13 protein-coding genes are annotated in these 16980 nt (G+C 43.6%); 8 read left to right on the top strand and 5 right to left on the bottom strand.

What is annotated here, in order from left to right; translation table 11 throughout:
* Positions 1-546: 546 nt before the first annotated feature.
* The 6 genes from Q0238_RS07625 to Q0238_RS07600 all read left to right on the top strand — a co-directional run bounded on the left by Q0238_RS07625 (position 547) and on the right by Q0238_RS07600 (position 9268).
* Positions 547-1086, top strand: coding sequence for a hypothetical protein (locus Q0238_RS07625; RefSeq protein WP_297944653.1), 540 nt, complete (start codon positions 547-549; stop codon positions 1084-1086).
* Entirely contained in the window at positions 1083-1619 is a 537-nt protein-coding gene (locus Q0238_RS07620; protein WP_297944650.1) for a hypothetical protein, read from the top strand. Before Q0238_RS07625 ends, Q0238_RS07620 begins: the two co-directional genes overlap by 4 nt.
* 175 nt (positions 1620-1794) lie before the next feature.
* Positions 1795-2580 carry a hypothetical protein gene (locus Q0238_RS07615; RefSeq protein ID WP_297944647.1) on the top strand — a complete coding sequence of 262 codons (786 nt, stop codon included), beginning with the start codon at positions 1795-1797 and terminating at the stop codon, positions 2578-2580.
* Positions 2581-2693: 113 nt separating this feature from the next.
* Positions 2694-4775, top strand: coding sequence for an RNA degradosome polyphosphate kinase (locus tag Q0238_RS07610; protein WP_297944644.1), 2082 nt, complete (start codon positions 2694-2696; stop codon positions 4773-4775).
* Positions 4776-4904: 129 nt separating this feature from the next.
* Positions 4905-5930 carry an SEL1-like repeat protein gene (locus tag Q0238_RS07605; protein WP_297944641.1) on the top strand — a complete coding sequence of 342 codons (1026 nt, stop codon included), beginning with the start codon at positions 4905-4907 and terminating at the stop codon, positions 5928-5930.
* A gap of 347 nt (positions 5931-6277) precedes the next feature.
* Positions 6278-9268, top strand: a complete 2991-nt coding sequence (locus tag Q0238_RS07600; protein ID WP_297944638.1) for a TonB-dependent hemoglobin/transferrin/lactoferrin family receptor — start codon at positions 6278-6280, stop codon at positions 9266-9268.
* 761 nt (positions 9269-10029) lie between these two features.
* Here Q0238_RS07600 and Q0238_RS07595 read toward each other — a convergent pair.
* The 5 genes from Q0238_RS07595 to aspS form a co-directional block, all read right to left on the bottom strand.
* Positions 10030-11526 (bottom strand): hypothetical protein, encoded by a 1497-nt coding sequence (locus tag Q0238_RS07595; protein WP_297944635.1) that lies wholly within the window; start codon positions 11524-11526, stop codon positions 10030-10032.
* A 203-nt stretch (positions 11527-11729) separates the two neighbouring features.
* On the bottom strand, positions 11730-12248 hold the full coding sequence (gene ppa, locus Q0238_RS07590; protein ID WP_297944632.1) for an inorganic diphosphatase: 519 nt from the start codon (positions 12246-12248) through the stop codon (positions 11730-11732).
* A 9-nt stretch (positions 12249-12257) separates the two neighbouring features.
* Entirely contained in the window at positions 12258-12689 is a 432-nt protein-coding gene (locus Q0238_RS07585) for a NirD/YgiW/YdeI family stress tolerance protein (RefSeq protein ID WP_297944629.1), read from the bottom strand.
* Positions 12690-12884: 195 nt separating this feature from the next.
* Positions 12885-13466, bottom strand: coding sequence for an adenylate kinase (locus tag Q0238_RS07580; RefSeq protein ID WP_297944626.1), 582 nt, complete (start codon positions 13464-13466; stop codon positions 12885-12887).
* Positions 13463-15217 (bottom strand): aspartate--tRNA ligase, encoded by a 1755-nt coding sequence (gene aspS, locus Q0238_RS07575; protein ID WP_297914065.1) that lies wholly within the window; start codon positions 15215-15217, stop codon positions 13463-13465. The genes Q0238_RS07580 and aspS overlap by 4 nt, the downstream gene beginning before the upstream one ends.
* Before the next feature lie 83 nt (positions 15218-15300).
* Between aspS and Q0238_RS07570 the strand changes: the two genes are divergently transcribed.
* Entirely contained in the window at positions 15301-16176 is an 876-nt protein-coding gene (locus Q0238_RS07570) for an NAD(+) kinase (protein WP_297944623.1), read from the top strand.
* Positions 16170-16980, top strand: an 811-nt coding sequence (locus tag Q0238_RS07565; RefSeq protein WP_297944620.1) for an AAA family ATPase, incomplete at its 3' end; no start/stop codon positions are given. The genes Q0238_RS07570 and Q0238_RS07565, both read left to right, overlap by 7 nt.

The following is a 16980-nucleotide window of genomic DNA, read 5'->3' as shown; positions in this document are numbered from 1 at the left end:
ACGATAGATGAAATTTCGAGTGAAATTTTAAATTTAGACGGGAAGTAGGGCGGCGTATTATGCCCGCGCAACTTAGACCCGTTGCGAGCGAAATTTTACGGCGGATTATGTAGCCTTCGTGCGTAGCGGGCGGCAAAATTTTAAAATTTCATTTAAGTGTGAGCGGCGGGTGTCGTGCATCAAAATGGGTGGTTCGGTAGGTACGAAGCGGTAGTGAAACTGGCGGCAACAAAATTAGCGGTGCAAAATAAGCAGCGCAGCGGGTGTGCAATAAACAGCGCCTCGAGCGAGGAATTTTATAAAATTTTATTCTGCTTTGCTCGCTTTGCTGCACCTGCGCGATTTAAATCGGTTGCGAGTAAAATTTGGCGGCGGATTGAGGAATTTGCGTGCGCGAGGCTTGCGCGACAGCGGCGAAATTTTAAAATTTGATCTAAGCGCAGGCGGGTGGGATTACGGCGCATTTATCGCGCCGCCGCACCCTTGAAATTTAAGAGCCAGCTAAAAATTTTTAAATATAATCGCCGCTTAAAATAAGGAGTGCTAATGAAAAAATTCTATCTTAAAATTTCGTTATTTGTGTTTATAGCGGCATTTGTAATGATCCCCGCTGCAGCAAAATCGCATTTGACAAGCTTGATAAAGTTAGAGGATTTTAATAACGAAGAGCAAAGGATGCTTTTTAAATCCTGCGATTACGGCGAGGGAAAATATAGCGCGTGCAATAATCTTGTTGAAATTTTATCTAAAAAGTGCGACGGCGGCGATATGGACTCATGTGCTACGCAAAGCGATTTTTTACAATCTTTATATAGAGAAGAAGAGGCTATGAAATATCTGATTAAGCTGTGCGATGCTGACTTTGTCGAATATTGCATAGGGCTAGGTTGGGAAGATATAGAATTTAACGGCAATATACAAAGAGCGATTAGGAGTTTTGAAAAAGTCTGCGATAGCAAGCTGAAGGATAGCGAGCCTTTTTGTAGAATGAATGAGGAATTAAAGAGCTGCCTAGAAGATAAAGAATGCAATCCGATAATAAAGGGCAAAGCTCTTTTAAAAAGAACTGCAGAGGAGCTAAAATGAAAAGTATTAGCGTTTTATTCTTATTGATTATGATATTGTCCTGTCCATTATCCGCCAAATCTACGGCAGAGGAACAAAATCTTTATAACGAATGCGACAAAGGAAAAGGCAAATATAGCTCGTGCACCAAACTAATAGAAATTTTATCTAAAAAATGCGATGACGGAAATATGGAAAAATGCGATGATTTAGGCTATGTTATGGGTTTAGAGCTCGGTATGCGAGAAGCGGCTTTTGTGCCCTTAGAAAAATCTTGCAAGGCAGGTATTGCAGCATCTTGTTTTAACCTAGGAATTCATGATATTGCGATAAGAGGCAATGTCAAAAGAGCGGCACATAATTACGCTATAGCTTGCGAAAAATATTCAGAGCGCTTGGAAGAAGAAAGAATATTTAAACTAAAGTCTTGTGCGCTAAAGACGGCTTTAGAAAACTGCTTACGAGATCAGGAGGAGCACGATCCCGTAAAGTGTGCGAAAAAAGCCTTTTGGGAAATAAGCGATAAATACGACGCAAATTCAACCAAGGAGTAAAAGATGGCAAATCCAAAGAAGGGCAAAGAGCGATAATGAAAGAATTTTATCCCGCAATTTTGGCGCCTTTAATAACGCAAACCGCGGCAGAGCGTAATCAAAGTGCAGCCGCTAGCAAAGAGATAAAATTTACGTCGCTTTCTGATTTAAATTTATATCGTATGTAGGAGCGAACATGAAAGCGCTATTTTTTATACTCGCGTCGGTTCTGTTTTTAAAGGCTGAGAGCGTAAGCGAAATTTATTCTCTAGGGGTGCCTGCATGCGATACTTACGATTTAAATTTTAAGAAATGCAGTAGCGGCGACGGCGAAGCATGCTATTTGGCGGCTTTAATTCTAAATAATAGATCTTGCGCACGAAAAAACGATGGTTTGGCATTGGAATTTTTTGAAAAATCATGCAGTTTGGGATATGCCAAAGGCTGCATTTTTATGGGACAAGCGTATTCGCTTACTTCTTTGGACGAAAAACACGCGAAAATCAAGACATATTACGAAAGAGCTTGCGAGCTAGACGCGAAATTTTGCGACGATTACGGGCTTTTATATTTTTACGGCGAGGGCGTAAAAAAGGATGAGCTTGCGGCAAAAGAGTATTTTAAAAAATCCTGCGATGCAGGAAATCCCGCAGGATGCGGGCACTTTGCCACATCGTTAAACAAAGAGGACAAAGATATAAACGAGGTTATGAAATTTTATGAAATCGGCTGCAACGGAGAGCATTACCCTTCGTGCTATGCTTACGGACTGCTGTTGTGGGCTAAAGTAGATAAAAATAAAGGCAAAAATTTTTGCAAGAAGGCTTGCGACAGGGGTAATATAAAGGAGGCGTGCAAATGGGTACTCGATATGAGCGAGGAGGAGGAGGAGCAAATTTTATATTTGAGGCGGTATTTAAAGCTGGGCTGCAAAGACGGCGACGCGCAAATGTGCAAGGATTTAGGAAAAATAGGGAATTAGGGCAGAATTTTAAATACTAAATTGCCCCACTTGCAAGCTCTTAAAATTTGGGCTTTAAAATTTAATCTTAATTGGGCTATAATCTTAGAATTAATATTCAAAAAGGAGTTTTTATGCAAACACAAAATAATTTCATAAACCGTGAACTAAGCTGGCTACGCTTCAATACCCGCGTGCTGGAACAATGCAAAAAGGATATCCCGCTAATTGAAAAATTAAAATTTCTAGCGATTTACAGCACGAATTTAGACGAATTTTATATGATCCGCGTGGCGGGCTTAAAGCAGCTTTTCACAGCCGGCGTTATAACCAGCGGCGATGACGAGATGACGCCTCTTGAGCAGCTACGCGCGATCCGCTCCTATCTAAGAAACGAACAAACCGAGCTTGAGCAGCAGTATTTCGGAATCCAAAAGGAGCTTTGCAAAAACGGGCTTTTTATCAAAAGCTACGACGAGCTGCAGCCCGAGCTAAAGCCGGCGGCGGACGAGTTTTTTTTCTCGCAGATAATGCCCGTCATCGTCCCGATCGCAGTCGATGCGACCCATCCGTTCCCGCATCTAAACAATCTCAGCTTCTCCCTTGCGGTCAAGCTCTGCGATGAGGGCGCGCCCGAGTCGGTGCATTTCGGGATGATTAGAATTCCGCGCGTGATCCCGCGCTTCGTGCAGGTCGCGCAAAACACCTACGTGCCGATCGGCACCATCGTAAAACGCCATGCGGAAGAGATTTTCCCCGGCTACAAGCTCATCAGCTCCGCAGCTTTCCGCGTCACGCGAAACGCCGACATCGTAATCGAGGAGGAGGAAGCGGACGATTTTATGATGATTTTAGAAGCGGGGCTTAAACTGCGCCGCAAAGGGGCTTTTGTGCGGCTTCAGATCGAAAAGGACGCCGATGCCGAGCTTTTAGAATTTCTAAATTCTCATCTTAAAATTTTTTACAAAGATATATATGAATGCGCCGTGCCGCTTACACTGGACGGGCTTTGGGAGATCGCTTCTAATAAGGATTTTTCCTTTCTAGCCCATCCTCAGTATCTGCCAAAGACGCTGCTCCCCTTTAACGAAAACACCTCTGTTATGAGCGCGATGGAGAAGGAGGATATCCTGCTGATCCATCCTTACGAGAGCTTCGATCCTGTCCAAAAGCTCATCAAAGAAGCCGCAAAAGATCCAAAGGTCATCTCGATCCGTATGACGCTGTATCGCGTGGAGAAAAACTCCCCGATCGTTCAGAGCCTGATTGAGGCTGCAAGCGATGGCAAGCAGGTAACGGTGATGGTCGAGCTTAAGGCGAGGTTTGATGAAGAAAACAACCTGCACTGGGCGAAGGCGCTTGAAGACGCCGGCGCGCACGTAATCTACGGCATCACGGGCTTTAAAGTCCACGCCAAGGTAACTCAGATCATCAAAAAAGAGGACGGCAAGCTAAAATTTTATATCCACTTAGGCACGGGCAACTACAACGGCTCGAGCGCTAAAATTTACACCGACGTGAGCTTTTTTACTTGTGGCGACCGCTTCGATAAGGACACGACGAATTTCTTCCACATCCTCTCGGGCTACAACAAAAACCGCAAGCTCGACAACCTCTCTATGTCGCCGATGCAGATCAAAGAGCGGCTCTTAGCGATGATAAAAAACGAGGAGAAAAAAGGCTCTGCCGGCAGGATCATCGCTAAGATGAACGCTCTTGTCGACGGCGATATGATCAAGGCGCTGTATAAAGCAAGTGCGGCGGGCGTGAAGATCGATCTCATCGTGCGCGGCATCTGCTGCTTGCGCCCGGCGCTTAAGGGCGTTAGCGAAAACATCCGCGTGATCTCGATCGTCGGCAAATACCTAGAGCACGCTAGAATTTTTTACTTCGCGCACGCGCAGCCCAGCCTATACATCGCGAGCGCGGATTGGATGCCGCGAAATTTGGAGCGCAGGCTGGAGCTGATGAGCCCAATCTACAACGAAAATCTGCAAAACAAGCTCAAAGAAATTTTAAAACTTCAGCTAAGCGATAACGAGCTTGCATTCGAGCTGCAAAGCAGCGGCGAGTACCGAAAGATCGAGCCGAAAAAGGGCGAAGAGAAAATCGACGATCAGGAATTTTTAGAAATTTATTTCAATAAAATTTATAAAAATATCCGCAAGCATGACGAAAGCGGCACGGCGCTAACTAAGCTTTTGAAAGAGAGTTAAGTGCGCGCCGGATTTGCGCGCTAGACCGCTTGGCATTAAGCCCGCGCGCAAGCCGAGCTTATAAATGCTAAATACAAAATTTTTGCCGTGAATGCGCGAGTAGATTTACATAAATTTCAAAGGGATTAAATGAAAAGATATCTTTATCTAGCCGTTATAGCTATGTTTTGTATGGGCGGAGTCTTTGAAGACGCGGATAAGCTCTATGAGGACGGCGATTATCCTAAAGCGATAAAAATGTGGCAGCGCAGCTGCGACGGCGGAGATACGCGAAGTTGCTATAGGCTCGGGGATTTATATAAATTCGGCATCAATACCATGCAGAGTTATCAAAAGGCAGCGGAGGTTTATAAAAAAACTTGCGACGGCGGGGATATGACCGGCTGCTATGAGCTTGCAGGACTATACTTCGAAGGCTATGGCGTTAGACAAGACTATCAAAAGGCGGCGAGCCTGCATCAAAAGGCTTGCGACGGCGGTAATATGTTTTCGTGCAATTTGCTTGTAATTTCATACGAATCCGGTATCGACGTCCCAAGAGACAAGCACAAGGCTATGGTTTTGCGTCAAATGATTTGCGATAACGGTGATGCAGATATGTGCAATAACCTTGCATATTTATATAAAAACGGCGACAAGGTCAGACAGGATTTGCAAAAGGCGGAGAGCCTATATAAAAAAGCGGCTGTTTTGTACCAAAAGAAAGCTCAAATAAATCAAAAGAAATGCGATGAAGGCGACTTATATGAGTGCCAGCGCCTAGCGGATCTATATATAGACGGCAAGGGCGTAGAGAAGGATTTCAAAAAGGCTGCGGATTTATACCAGAAGGCTTGTGATGGCGGCAGGGCGGCGGCGTGCTTGACTCTGGGAGACTTATACAAAGCAGGTAATTACCAAAAAACAGAAAGCCTATATCAAAGCGGGCTAAATTTGCTTAAAAATACTTGCGAGAGCGGGGATGCAGACTCGTGTAGTTATCTCGGGGATTTATACAAAAATGGATGGCGCATTAAACAAGATAGATCCTTAGCAAAAGAATTTTACGGAAAAGCATGCGATTTAGCAGAGCAGATCGGCTGCGACGAATACAAGCAATTAAACGAAGCAGAACTCATCGATGATAAGCATGGCATCACACCGAGCGCGCCTTAATCCATGAAGCTTGCATGCTTGCGCACAAACAAGGCTACGCGTAGATAAAATTCCGCTTACTTATGATAAAATTTTAAAATTTCTCAAGTTAAAATCTTAAAATTTACTCGCTGTCTCATCGCATGCATTTAATAAAAATACTTTCAAATTTAAAGTAAAAATTTGTAATTTTAAAAATGTAAATTTAAGAGATAAAGGCGTAAACCTGGGAATTCTTTAAATTTAATTAAGTTCCGAAATTACAAATGATAAATAAATTCTTTTTAATTTAAATTTAAAGAATTTTTCACTAATATACTGCTCTTTTTAATAACGCCTATGAGAAATAGTATTATAAAAGGATCAAAATGAGCTTATTTAGGTTTTCTATTGCAGCGGCGGGAGCGCTTTGTTTATGCGCGGCCACTTTAGCTGCACAGGACGATAGCGAAGGTGGCTCCCAAAATTTAGGGCAGATCAATGTTACGGGAAACGTAGAAAGCGACCCGCTTACCAAAAAAGTCGGCGAAACTAAAAAGAGCGCCAAGCAACTCGCCAAAGAGCAAGTTAGCGATAGCAGAGATATGGTTCGTCACGAAACCGGCGTTTCAGTTGTCGAAAGCGGAAGATTCGGTGCTAGTGGTTATTCGATCCGCGGCGTGGATGAAAATCGCGTCGATATCAGTATAGACGGACTTCGCCAGGCAGAAACACTAAGCTCGCAAGGTTTTAAAGATCTATTTGAAGGATATGGAAACTTTAATAACACTAGAAACGGCGTTGAGGTTGAAAACGTAAAACAGGTAAATATCACTAAAGGTGCAGATTCGGTAAAAAGAGGCTCGGGCGCGCTAGGTGGCTCAGTAGCGTTTGAGACAAAGGATGCGAGAGATTATCTAACGGAGAAGGATTGGTATTACGGATTTAAGCGCGGGTATCAAAGCGCAGATAGACAAAACTGGCAAAGCCACGCAGCTGCAGTTCGGTTTAAGTGGTTTGATCTCTTGGCTATTCACACCGATAGAGAAGGACATGAACTAAAAAACTGGGGATATAAAAAATATGATCCTACTGTTATAAGAAAAGTTAGAGAAAAACCTGATCCCTATAGAATTTACAAAAAAAGCACCCTTGTCAAATTTGGTTTTCAACCCACCGATACCGATAGATTTAGCCTAGGATACGATAAGTCTAATATAAAATCAGAGGGAATAGACTGGTCGAATCAATTTGCTCTTTATAATACGCAAACTCCTTGGGGAGCCTTGACTAACGATATACGACATACCAACGATAGAAGCGAAAGAAAAAACTACTCATTTTCTTATGAAAATTTTGATGAAACGCCTTTATGGGATAGCTTGAAATTTAGCTATAACAAGCAACATATTAAGTTAAAAGCGAGAACGGATGAGTATTGCGAGGGCGATAATTGCGCGGGAAATTCAAATCCGTCCGGTCTTCATATAAACAAAGACGGAAAAATGGTAGATAAATATGGAGGGGAAGTAAAGACATGGCTAAAGTGGGGATTTATGCCTACGTTAGTAGATAGTCAGTTTGATTTTTCAGATCCGGATAATCCAAAAAACGAATCCCATATATTAGATATGAATGCATATAGCAGTTATAAACCTAATGACGATGCCTATGTCAATTGTGATGAATATGATTGCTCTAAAGGTATGACTCTTTTTGATACGAATAGCGGTACATATAAAACATATTCAATAAATAAAGTAACTACGCCTTATAGTAAAGGCAATTACGGCAAATTATCACCGGTTGGTTCGGATGAGATACTTTTACCTAGCCAAAACGGATACGTAGAAAACAACTGGAAGGATAGAGATTTAAATACCGATACTAAGCAGTTTAATCTTGACCTTACAAAAGACTTTCATATAAAAAGCACAGAACACTCTTTAAGTTACGGAGGGCTTTATAGTAAAAGCGATAAAAGTATGGTAAATAGGGCGGGTTATTCTCCTCAAAATAAACAATGGTGGGCTAAATATTTTACTGGAGTTAGAAATACTAATCCTAAGTTTCCCATATTAGGCACTTGGTATCCAGATAAATGCCAATCATATACCAATGCCTCTGCCTATAATAACGCTTGCGGTCACGAAGATGATCCTTTTAGCTTCCTTATTCCGGTTGAGACCAAAACCGGAGCGCTTTATGTAGGAGATGACTTTCGTATAAACGATGTTTTAGCCTTTGATCTTAATTATAGGTATGATAAAGTTAAACACAATCCATCATATACCCCAGGCGTTACGCCAAAAATTCCAACTGATCTATTTATCGGAATGTTTGTTCCTTATACTCCGCTTCCCGGTACGCCGTCTAGTGATGAGATAAAGGCGCATAAGAATGCAAATGCAGAAGCCAATGCCGTATATTTAGCTTCTCAGAAGAGAAAATATTCGGCAAATTCATATTCTTTATCTACAAGCATCGATCCACTTGATTTTTTCAGGCTTCAGCTTAAATACGCAAACGGATTTAGGGCGCCTACTTCGGATGAAATTTACTTCACTTTCCAGCACCCTGATTTTTCGATATATCCGAATTTGGATTTGAAAAAAGAAACGGCAAAGACTAAAGAGATTGCCTTTACGCTTCATAATTCGCCAAGCTTCGTTACATTGAATTTATTCCAAACGGATTATAGGAATTTTATAGATTTACAATACAAGGGGGAATTCCAGCTTCCTTACGGAAACGGCGGAAGTACAATGCCCACCTCCGTATATCAAAACGTAAATCGCCCCAAAGCGAGAGTAAGAGGTTTCGAGATTGATTCAAAGCTCTTTTTAGATCAAATTTGGGAGCCGCTACAGGGATTTAGCATCGGATATAAGCTCACCGTTCAAAAAGGACGAATGGATATCGGCAACGGTAAAAGAGATACTCCGATGAATGCGATCCAGCCTAGAACGGCGGTTTATAGCGTAAGCTACCAAAGCCCAGGCGATAAATTCGGCGCAGATCTATTTGTAACTGCGGTAGCTGCAAAAAAAGGAGACGACACCTATAATATGTATTGGTATGAGCAAGCGCGAAGCGGCAAAATCGTAAACGGCAAACCTGTAAGCAATAGCGAAGTGGAATGGAGAAGCGGCGGATATACGACGATAGACTTCGTAACATATGTAAAGCCGATCAAATATCTAACTCTTCGTGCAGGCGCATATAATATAACCGATCGCAAATATATCACTTGGGAAAGTGCCAGATCAATAAGACCTTTTGGAACTAGCAATCTAATAGATCAAGAAACAGGGCTTGGTATCAACCGTTTTTACTCGCCGGGTAGGAACTATAAACTCACATGGGAGTTTCAGTTTTAAAAATTTAATCAAGTGTTTGACGTCTTATTAAAACAAAAGCCTTTGGAATCAAAATTTATAGATTTATTACTAAATTTAAAAAGATGGCGATAGTAAATCATTTGGCATCATTTAGATTTCCGAATTTTATGTAGCGTGTAAATTTTAAATTTTTACGTAGTACGGCAGACCAAAGGCTCCTGTCCGTGATGACATCAGCTTTGTAATTTTGCAATAATGTTTGTGATCTTTCCGTCGCTTCGAGATCGAATTTTTTGCCCGTGTAAATTTACCGAGCCGGAAAACATAGCATCCGTATGTGCTAAAAATTTCGCAAGCGCACAGCCCCACACTACACAAATCGCAGGGGAATTTTAATGCCGTGAATCTGCAAGCGGATCATCTCGCTTCCAAGCGAAGACAGCCTTTTTGCGGCAATGTGCGTAATCTATTTCTCTTCGCTCTATCTCGCCCGCTTGTAACGACAAATCTTATAAACGCAGTGGTCCTTTAAAAATTTTAACTTCAAATTTTGCTCCGAAGCTCGCTAAATTTAAGGAAGAGCCCACACAGATAAATTGTTCTATTTTCGCGCGGCGCACGAGGTTTTTAAATTTGCGGCGCCCGCAGGAGGCTTTAAAGCTCGCTAAGTCTCGCCGTCGTTAGCGCGCAGGGCTGATCCGGCTAGCGATCTTTTGCGCGATTTATCTCCTTGTATTATTTGCTTAAAATCCCGCCGCAGTATATGTCGGCGCCGGACAAATCATCGCTTCGTTTTAAATTTAATCCTCATATCCTCTAATGCCAATATGCCTTCCCTCTATCTTAGGAACTACGGGCTTCTTTTTAAGCTTAACGCCATATAAATTAATGCCGTAAAGTTTACTAAGGCGGATAAAATCGACGTTAAGCTCCTCTAAGTCGGTATCGCGAAGATCAATGTATTTAAGACTCGTCATATCGTTTATACTCTGCGGTAATTTTTTGATCGAGGTCTCGGATAGGCCTAGAACTTCTAAATTTTTTAAGTTTCCTATGCTTTCCGGAAGCTGCGTAATATTTTTACCACGGATGTAAAGCTCCTTTAAATTATGTAGGTTTCCGATACTACCAGGAATTTTAGTAATGGACTGGTTGTTAATTTTCAGCTCTTCCAAAGCATCAAGCATGCCGATGCTCTCAGGCAGACTCTCTTGCTTATATCCGCTAATATCAAGCTTTTTTAAGCTTTTTAATGCGCCGATACTTTCAGGAATTTCTTGTATATTTTCAGACCAAATATCAAGCTCCTGCAGATTATGCAAATCCCCTAACTCAGACGGGATCGTTTTGATATTTGAACCTATATGAAGCCTTTTGAGCGACGGGATTTTCACGGCGAGCCGCAATCTCTGCTCGTCCATATGACCCCACTCCTCAAGATTGGGTAAATTTACGATGTTTTCAGGTGGAGAGGTAAAATCTTCGCTTAGTTCCTTTAGACTCGGCATTTGCGAAATCTCATCGGGTAGCGCCTCTATATGCGTGCTCGTAAGATCTAAAATTTCCAGTTTTTTCAGCTCCGCCAGATGCGCAGGCAAAGTATGCAAAAATTTACAACTGTAACAGTGGAGCTCTCGTAGCTTGCTCATCCCTGCAATCTGCGGCGGCAATTGCGAAATATGCGTTTCATCCAGCTCAAGATATTCTAAATTCTTTAAATTCGCTACATTCGCGCTCAACTCTTTTACGGGGCAACGATCCAAAATCAGCGTCTTAAGATTCGGAATTTTAGAGATATTTTCACTAATCTCCGTAAATTCGGTAGCGCGTAAACCTAAATACTCAAGCTTTTGTAAATTTTGCACGCAAGAGGGTAGATCTGAAACTCTTGTGCCTTGCAAATCAAGCTTTTTTAAATTTGAAAGCAAGCAAATCTCGGGCGGAACCTGCGTAACCTCATCCACTCTAATCGGCGAAACGGTCATAAAATTCGCGTTTCTGCCGAAGTCTAGCTCATCAATGTCCGCAAGCTTTTCATACAAATCCCATGTCGTAGCGATATCGCTAAAGAAGCTTATACCATAGTAATTCTCTCGCCCCTTATCGCTAAAGCGTAAGAAATCCGCCAAGTTTTGCATTTGCGTATTTTGATCTTCGCTCAGCTTTGGGCTAAACTTCAGGCGGATGCCCTGCGCATCGTTTGACATACTAATTTTAATGCCTTTAAAACCGGAGATTGATTGTATGCAGAGCGAAAAAGCAACTGCTATAAATAGCGCGATATAAATCTTTTTCATTTGAGCTGCCTTTTTAAAATTTAAAATTCTTAGTATCTGCTGCGCGATATTTATAAAATTTAAGCGAGCGCTTTGCAAGCTTGATTTAAAAATCCTCACATCGCTCTGCGCTTCGCAAATTCCATCAAATTTTAAAATTTTGGAATTTCGCGCAACGCCTTAAAGACAGAGCGAAATTCCGAATCAAAGGATGCTTGTAAATTTTATTTATAAGCCTTAATCGCTTTGTCAAGGATTTTCTCTGCCTCGGCGGCGCTTGCGAAATCCTTCACTTTGACCCATTTATTCGGCTCTAAAAGCTTGTAGGTTTCGAAGAAATTTTTGATCTTATCCAGCGTCGCTTTAGGCAGATCGGAGATAGCTTTAATGCCCTCAAATCGCGGATCGATCTTGCTAACCGGCACGGCAAGCAGCTTCTCGTCCATGCCGCTTTCGTCCTCCATCATTAAAACGCCGATTAGACGGCACGGGATCACGCTACCGGCGGCAAGCGGGTATTCGTTTAGCACCAAAACATCCGCAGGATCGCCGTCGTCTGCCAAGGTATTGGGCACGAAGCCGTAGTTTGCGGGATAAAACATCGCGCCGTAGAGCACGCGATCTACGCATAGCGCACCGCTTGCTTTGTCGATCTCGTATTTGATGTTCGAGCCGTAAGGGATCTCGATCACTGCGTTGATTTTATCGGGGTTTGAACCCACTTTTATCTTTGAAAGATCCATAGTTTTCCTTTATTTAGAATTTAAAATTTTGATATTTTTTACGTCTATCGTCGTTTTTGCAAAATCTTTGTCGATCTCGCCGCTAATTCGCATAAGCGTATTTTCATCCACGCTCACGCCGCGCCAAACGTCATCATCGATCTCAACCTCGATGCTATCGCCGTTTTGATCTACAAATCTATAATGTTCGCGTCTGAGTTGAGATTTTATCTTGCCGTCGATTACGACAGAAGAATCATCTCTTAATGTAAGCGCTTCTTTGACGCTTGACGGCTGATTTTGCGCCGTCGCACCGCTTGGGACAAACCCGCCCGCGGCGAATGCAGCCGCGCACAAAGCCATATTAATTAAAAATTTTCTAACCATATCTATCCTTAAAATTTTAATCTCTGCGTTTGCAAACAGATTCGAAATTTTATTAAATTTAAAAACCCCGCTCATATTTAACGCTTGCATTAAATTTGCGGCGCGAGCTTTTAAATTTACGCTTAAAATTTGGCTATCTAGCGCGACGGCGAGCTATAAATTTAAAGGCACGCTCGTGCTAAAGACGCATTAAATTTAAGCGCGATTTGCGCCGCTTGCGCTATGAAAAAGAAGCCAAAGGCGCTTAAAATTTAAGCCGCCCCAAGCGCGCTAGCCTAATTTTTCGATCTGCGCGGCGATTATAGCGTTTATGTCCGCTACGATCTCCTCGACCGTGCGCTCGCCGTTTACGCTGTAAAATACGCCCGCGTCGCCGTAAAATTTACGGATATCCTCGATCGGCTCTGAAAATACCGCCATGCGGTTTTTAAAGACTTCCTTGTTATCGTCCGCCCCGCGAGCGCGCCCCAAAACGCGCTGCTCGGCGACCTCCTCGCTGACGCACACCTCGATGACTGCGCTAAGATTTACATCATCGTCGCCTCGCAGTACCTCGTCTAGCTTATTCATCTGCTCGACGCTTCTTGGATAGCCGTCGATGATGATGAAGTCTTTAGGTGAGCTTTTAATCGCGCTAACGATAGCATTTACGACGATATCAAGCGGCACGAGATTGCCTTTAGAAATGAAGCCATCTATCTGCCTGCCCAGAGCGCTGCCGCTTGCTACCTCGGCGCGTAGCAGATCGCCCGTGGAGTAGTGCTCGATGCTTTGATTCATCTGAGCGATCATACTCGCATCGGTCGTTTTGCCGCTGCCAGGAGCGCCAATGATTAGAAAAAGGCTTTTCATTTTTGCTCCTTCTTATGAAGCCTAAGACCTAGCTCGCGAAGCTGCTCGTCTGTAACGACGCTAGGGGCTTTGGTGAGCGGACACTGCGCGCGCTGCGTTTTAGGAAACGCGATGACCTCGCGGATACTGCTTGAGCCGGTAACCAGCATCATCAGCCTATCAAAGCCGATCGCGATACCTCCGTGCGGAGGCGCGCCGAAGCTTAGCGCATCGAGAAGGAAGCCGAATTTCTCTCTCTGCTCCGCAGGCTCGATCTTAAGCAGCCTAAAGACCTTTTCTTGAATGTCCGCTTTATGGATCCTGATGCTGCCGCCGCCAAGCTCGATGCCGTTTAGCACGACGTCGTAGGCAATCGAGGTAATATCCTCTAAATCGGGCTCGTCGGGATTATTCGGCATCGTAAAAGGATGGTGCATCGCGGAGTAGCTGCCGTCGTCGTTTTGCTCAAACATAGGAAAATTTACGACCCACAAAAACTCAAGCCTGTTCGGATCTATGAGACCAAGCTCGTTTGCAAGGAAAATTCTAAATCTACCCATATAATCAAGCACGATTTTCTTTTTGCCCGCGCCGAAAAACACGACGTCGCCGACTTTAAGCTCGCAGCGCTTGATGAGCTCATCAAGCTCGCTTTTTTCAAAGAATTTTACCAGCGGCCCCTTTAGCCCGTCCTCTTTTACTTGGATAAACGCAAGGCCTTGCGCGCCGAATTTTTTAACGTATTCTTCAAAGCCTTGCATCTGGCGTTTGCTAAATTTCAGATCGCCGCCCTCGACTTTGAGCGCTTTTACGCGGTTAGCTTTGCGGTCTTTGGCTAAATTTGAAAAAATTTCATTGCTCGATTTTTCAAAAATATCGGCTACGTCGATGAAAGGCATATCGTAGCGCAGATCGGGTTTGTCGCTGCCGTAAAGCTCCATCGCGTCCTTATACTCCATATGTCTAAAAGGGGTGACGATCTCGCGACCGCAGGATTTGAAAATATCCTTTAAAACCTCCTCGGCTACGCGCATTACGTCATATTGGGTATTGAAGCTCATCTCAATATCGATCTGCGTAAATTCCGGCTGGCGGTCGGCGCGCAGGTCCTCATCGCGGAAGCAACGCGCGATCTGGAAGTATTTATCAAAGCCCGAGCACATCAAAAGCTGTTTAAAAAGCTGCGGACTTTGCGGAAGTGCGTAAAAGCTGCCCGGATAGACGCGGCTAGGCACCAGATAATCTCTAGCGCCTTCAGGCGTCGCGCGCGTTAAGATCGGCGTTTCGACCTCTACAAAGCCGAGCCTATCGAGCGCGTTTCGTGCGGCGATCGCAGCCTTGGAACGCATCTTAAATTTATCGAAGCTTCCATCGGCGCGTAGATCCAAAAAGCGGTATTTCAGCTTCGTTTCTTCATTGACGCTTTTATCGCCGATTACGAAAGGAAGCGGCTTGCTCGGATTTTCGATCTCTAAGCTTTCTACCACGACTTCGATATCGCCCGTTTTTAAATTTGGATTTTCCAGCCCTTCGCCACGAGCACGGATCTTGCCGACGGCTTTTAGGACGAATTCGTTTCGCACGGTATTTGCTACCTCGTATGCCGAGCTGCTATCTTTGGGATCACAGACTAGCTGTAAAAGCCCGCTTCGGTCGCGTAAATCTATAAAAATAACGCCGCCGTGGTCGCGGTAAGAATTTACCCATCCGCACACGGTTACACTTTTGCCGATATCGTTTTTACTCAAATCGGCGCAATAATGACTTCGCAAATTTACTCCTTTAAAATTATTTGTAAAACGCAAGTATAGTTAAATTTTGCTTTTACAAAGCTAATTTTTTATAAAATAAAACTATGGAAAACAAAATTCATAAAAACCTTAAATTCGCGGGGCTAATAGCCAAAAAATCAGAAGAGATTCGCCCTGTCGTGGAGCAAATTTGCGAAATTTTAAAAGCGCAAGGTATTGAGCTTTTGCTTGAAGAGGACGGAGCGGAATTTTTCAGCCTTAAGCCGCATACGCTTGCAGAAATTTTAAAAAAGACCAATTTTTTAATTAGCCTCGGCGGAGATGGCACGCTCATCGGGCTTGCGAGGCTGCTAAGCGACAAAAACGCTTTTATTTTGGGTATCAACGCGGGTACCTTGGGCTTTTTAACGGACGTGCAGCCGAGCGAATTTGCAAAATTTTTAAAGGAATTTTTACGCGGCGAATACGAGATCGAGCGCCCGTTTTTACTCGAAGTGATACTCGAAAACGGCAGCGGTAAAATCGTCCGCAAGACCGCATTTAACGACGTCGTAATCACCCGCAGCCACATCTCTTCGATGGCGAAGATCGACGCGTTTTTAAATAGAAAATATTTCAATACTTACTACGGCGACGGTGTGATCGTAAGCTCCGCCGTGGGCTCGACCGCGTATAATATGAGCGCGAACGGATCTATCGTCTATCCGCTGTGCGACGTGTTTTGCGTCACGCCGATCTGCTCGCACAGCCTGACGCAGCGGCCTTTGATCCTGCCAAAAGAATATCTCGCGAGCTTCAAAAACGCCGGAAGCTCCGAAGTTAGCGTCGTCATCGACGGACAAGACGTTTTTGATATGGCGGAATTTCACAGCGTGAGCGTTAAAATTTCACACGCAAAGGCAAATTTAATAAAACGCAGAAGCTACGATTATTTCGACGTTTTAAAAGCCAAACTCAGATGGGGGCACGGCGGATGCTAGAAAGAATTTATATTAAAAATAATCTGGGTTTTTGCGAGAGCGAGCTTAGTTTTGGCCCGGGACTTAGCGTATTTACAGGTATCAGCGGCGCGGGTAAATCGGTATTAATAGGCGCGATTTTAGCGGTGTTCGGTCTTAACGAATGCGAGGCTGAGCTCATAGAAGCGGACGTAGAGCATCAATTTGATATGGGAAATTTCGGCTTGATAAACGATACGCCAAATATTTTTCGCGTCCTAAAAGAGCGTAGCTTGCGATACTTTATAAATTCCCAATCGGTCTCAAAAAAAAATCTAAGCACGATCGCCGGCGAATACGTGAAATTTTTAGGCGCGAAAAACGCCGGCGAAATGAGTAGCGGCAGCTTGCTAAAATTACTTGATTTTATCGCCGCGAAAAAAGATGCGGCGCACGCTCAAAGCCTATCGGAGCTTCAAAGCGCTTTTGTGGAATTTAGCCGAACAAAAAAGCAGCTGGATGAAATTTTAGATCAAGAGCGCAAGATCGAGGAGTTAAAGGAATTCGCTCGCTTCGAGATTGAAAAAATCGAGCGCGTATCGCCTAAAATCGGTGAATATGAGGAGCTTTTGCAGATCAAAAAAAAGCTTAGTAAAAAAGATAAGATCGAGGAGCTTTGGGCTAGGGCGCAGGGTGTTTTTGAGCTGGAGCGCAGCGTCATCGAAGCGCTAAGTCTTAGCGGGCTGGATAGCGCGTTTTTCGAGGATGCGATGAACGAGCTGCGGCTAAAGCAAGAAAGCTTGAGCTTAGACGAGCTCGAAAATATCGACATAGAGAAAATTTTAG

It is taken from the genome of uncultured Campylobacter sp., from assembly GCF_938045775.1.
Taxonomy (GTDB): Bacteria; Campylobacterota; Campylobacteria; order Campylobacterales; family Campylobacteraceae; genus Campylobacter_B.
The sequence above is the reverse complement of the archived record's forward strand: the minus strand, read 5'-3'. Positions and strand labels throughout refer to the sequence as shown.

Excerpts from the sequence above, each read along its gene's own strand:
- Q0238_RS07580 (WP_297944626.1), bottom strand. The coding sequence starts at position 13,466 with ATGAAAAGCCTTTTTCTAATCATTGGCGCTCCTGGCAGCGGCAAAACG.
- ppa (WP_297944632.1), bottom strand. The coding sequence starts at position 12,248 with ATGGATCTTTCAAAGATAAAAGTGGGTTCAAACCCCGATAAAATCAAC.
- Q0238_RS07570 (WP_297944623.1), top strand. The coding sequence starts at position 15,301 with ATGGAAAACAAAATTCATAAAAACCTTAAATTCGCGGGGCTAATAGCC.
- Q0238_RS07585 (WP_297944629.1), bottom strand. The coding sequence starts at position 12,689 with ATGAGCGGGGTTTTTAAATTTAATAAAATTTCGAATCTGTTTGCAAAC.
- Q0238_RS07610 (WP_297944644.1), top strand. The coding sequence starts at position 2,694 with ATGCAAACACAAAATAATTTCATAAACCGTGAACTAAGCTGGCTACGC.
- Q0238_RS07595 (WP_297944635.1), bottom strand. The coding sequence starts at position 11,526 with ATGAAAAAGATTTATATCGCGCTATTTATAGCAGTTGCTTTTTCGCTC.
- Q0238_RS07600 (WP_297944638.1), top strand. The coding sequence starts at position 6,278 with ATGAGCTTATTTAGGTTTTCTATTGCAGCGGCGGGAGCGCTTTGTTTA.
- Q0238_RS07615 (WP_297944647.1), top strand. The coding sequence starts at position 1,795 with ATGAAAGCGCTATTTTTTATACTCGCGTCGGTTCTGTTTTTAAAGGCT.
- Q0238_RS07605 (WP_297944641.1), top strand. The coding sequence starts at position 4,905 with ATGAAAAGATATCTTTATCTAGCCGTTATAGCTATGTTTTGTATGGGC.
- Q0238_RS07620 (WP_297944650.1), top strand. The coding sequence starts at position 1,083 with ATGAAAAGTATTAGCGTTTTATTCTTATTGATTATGATATTGTCCTGT.
- Q0238_RS07625 (WP_297944653.1), top strand. The coding sequence starts at position 547 with ATGAAAAAATTCTATCTTAAAATTTCGTTATTTGTGTTTATAGCGGCA.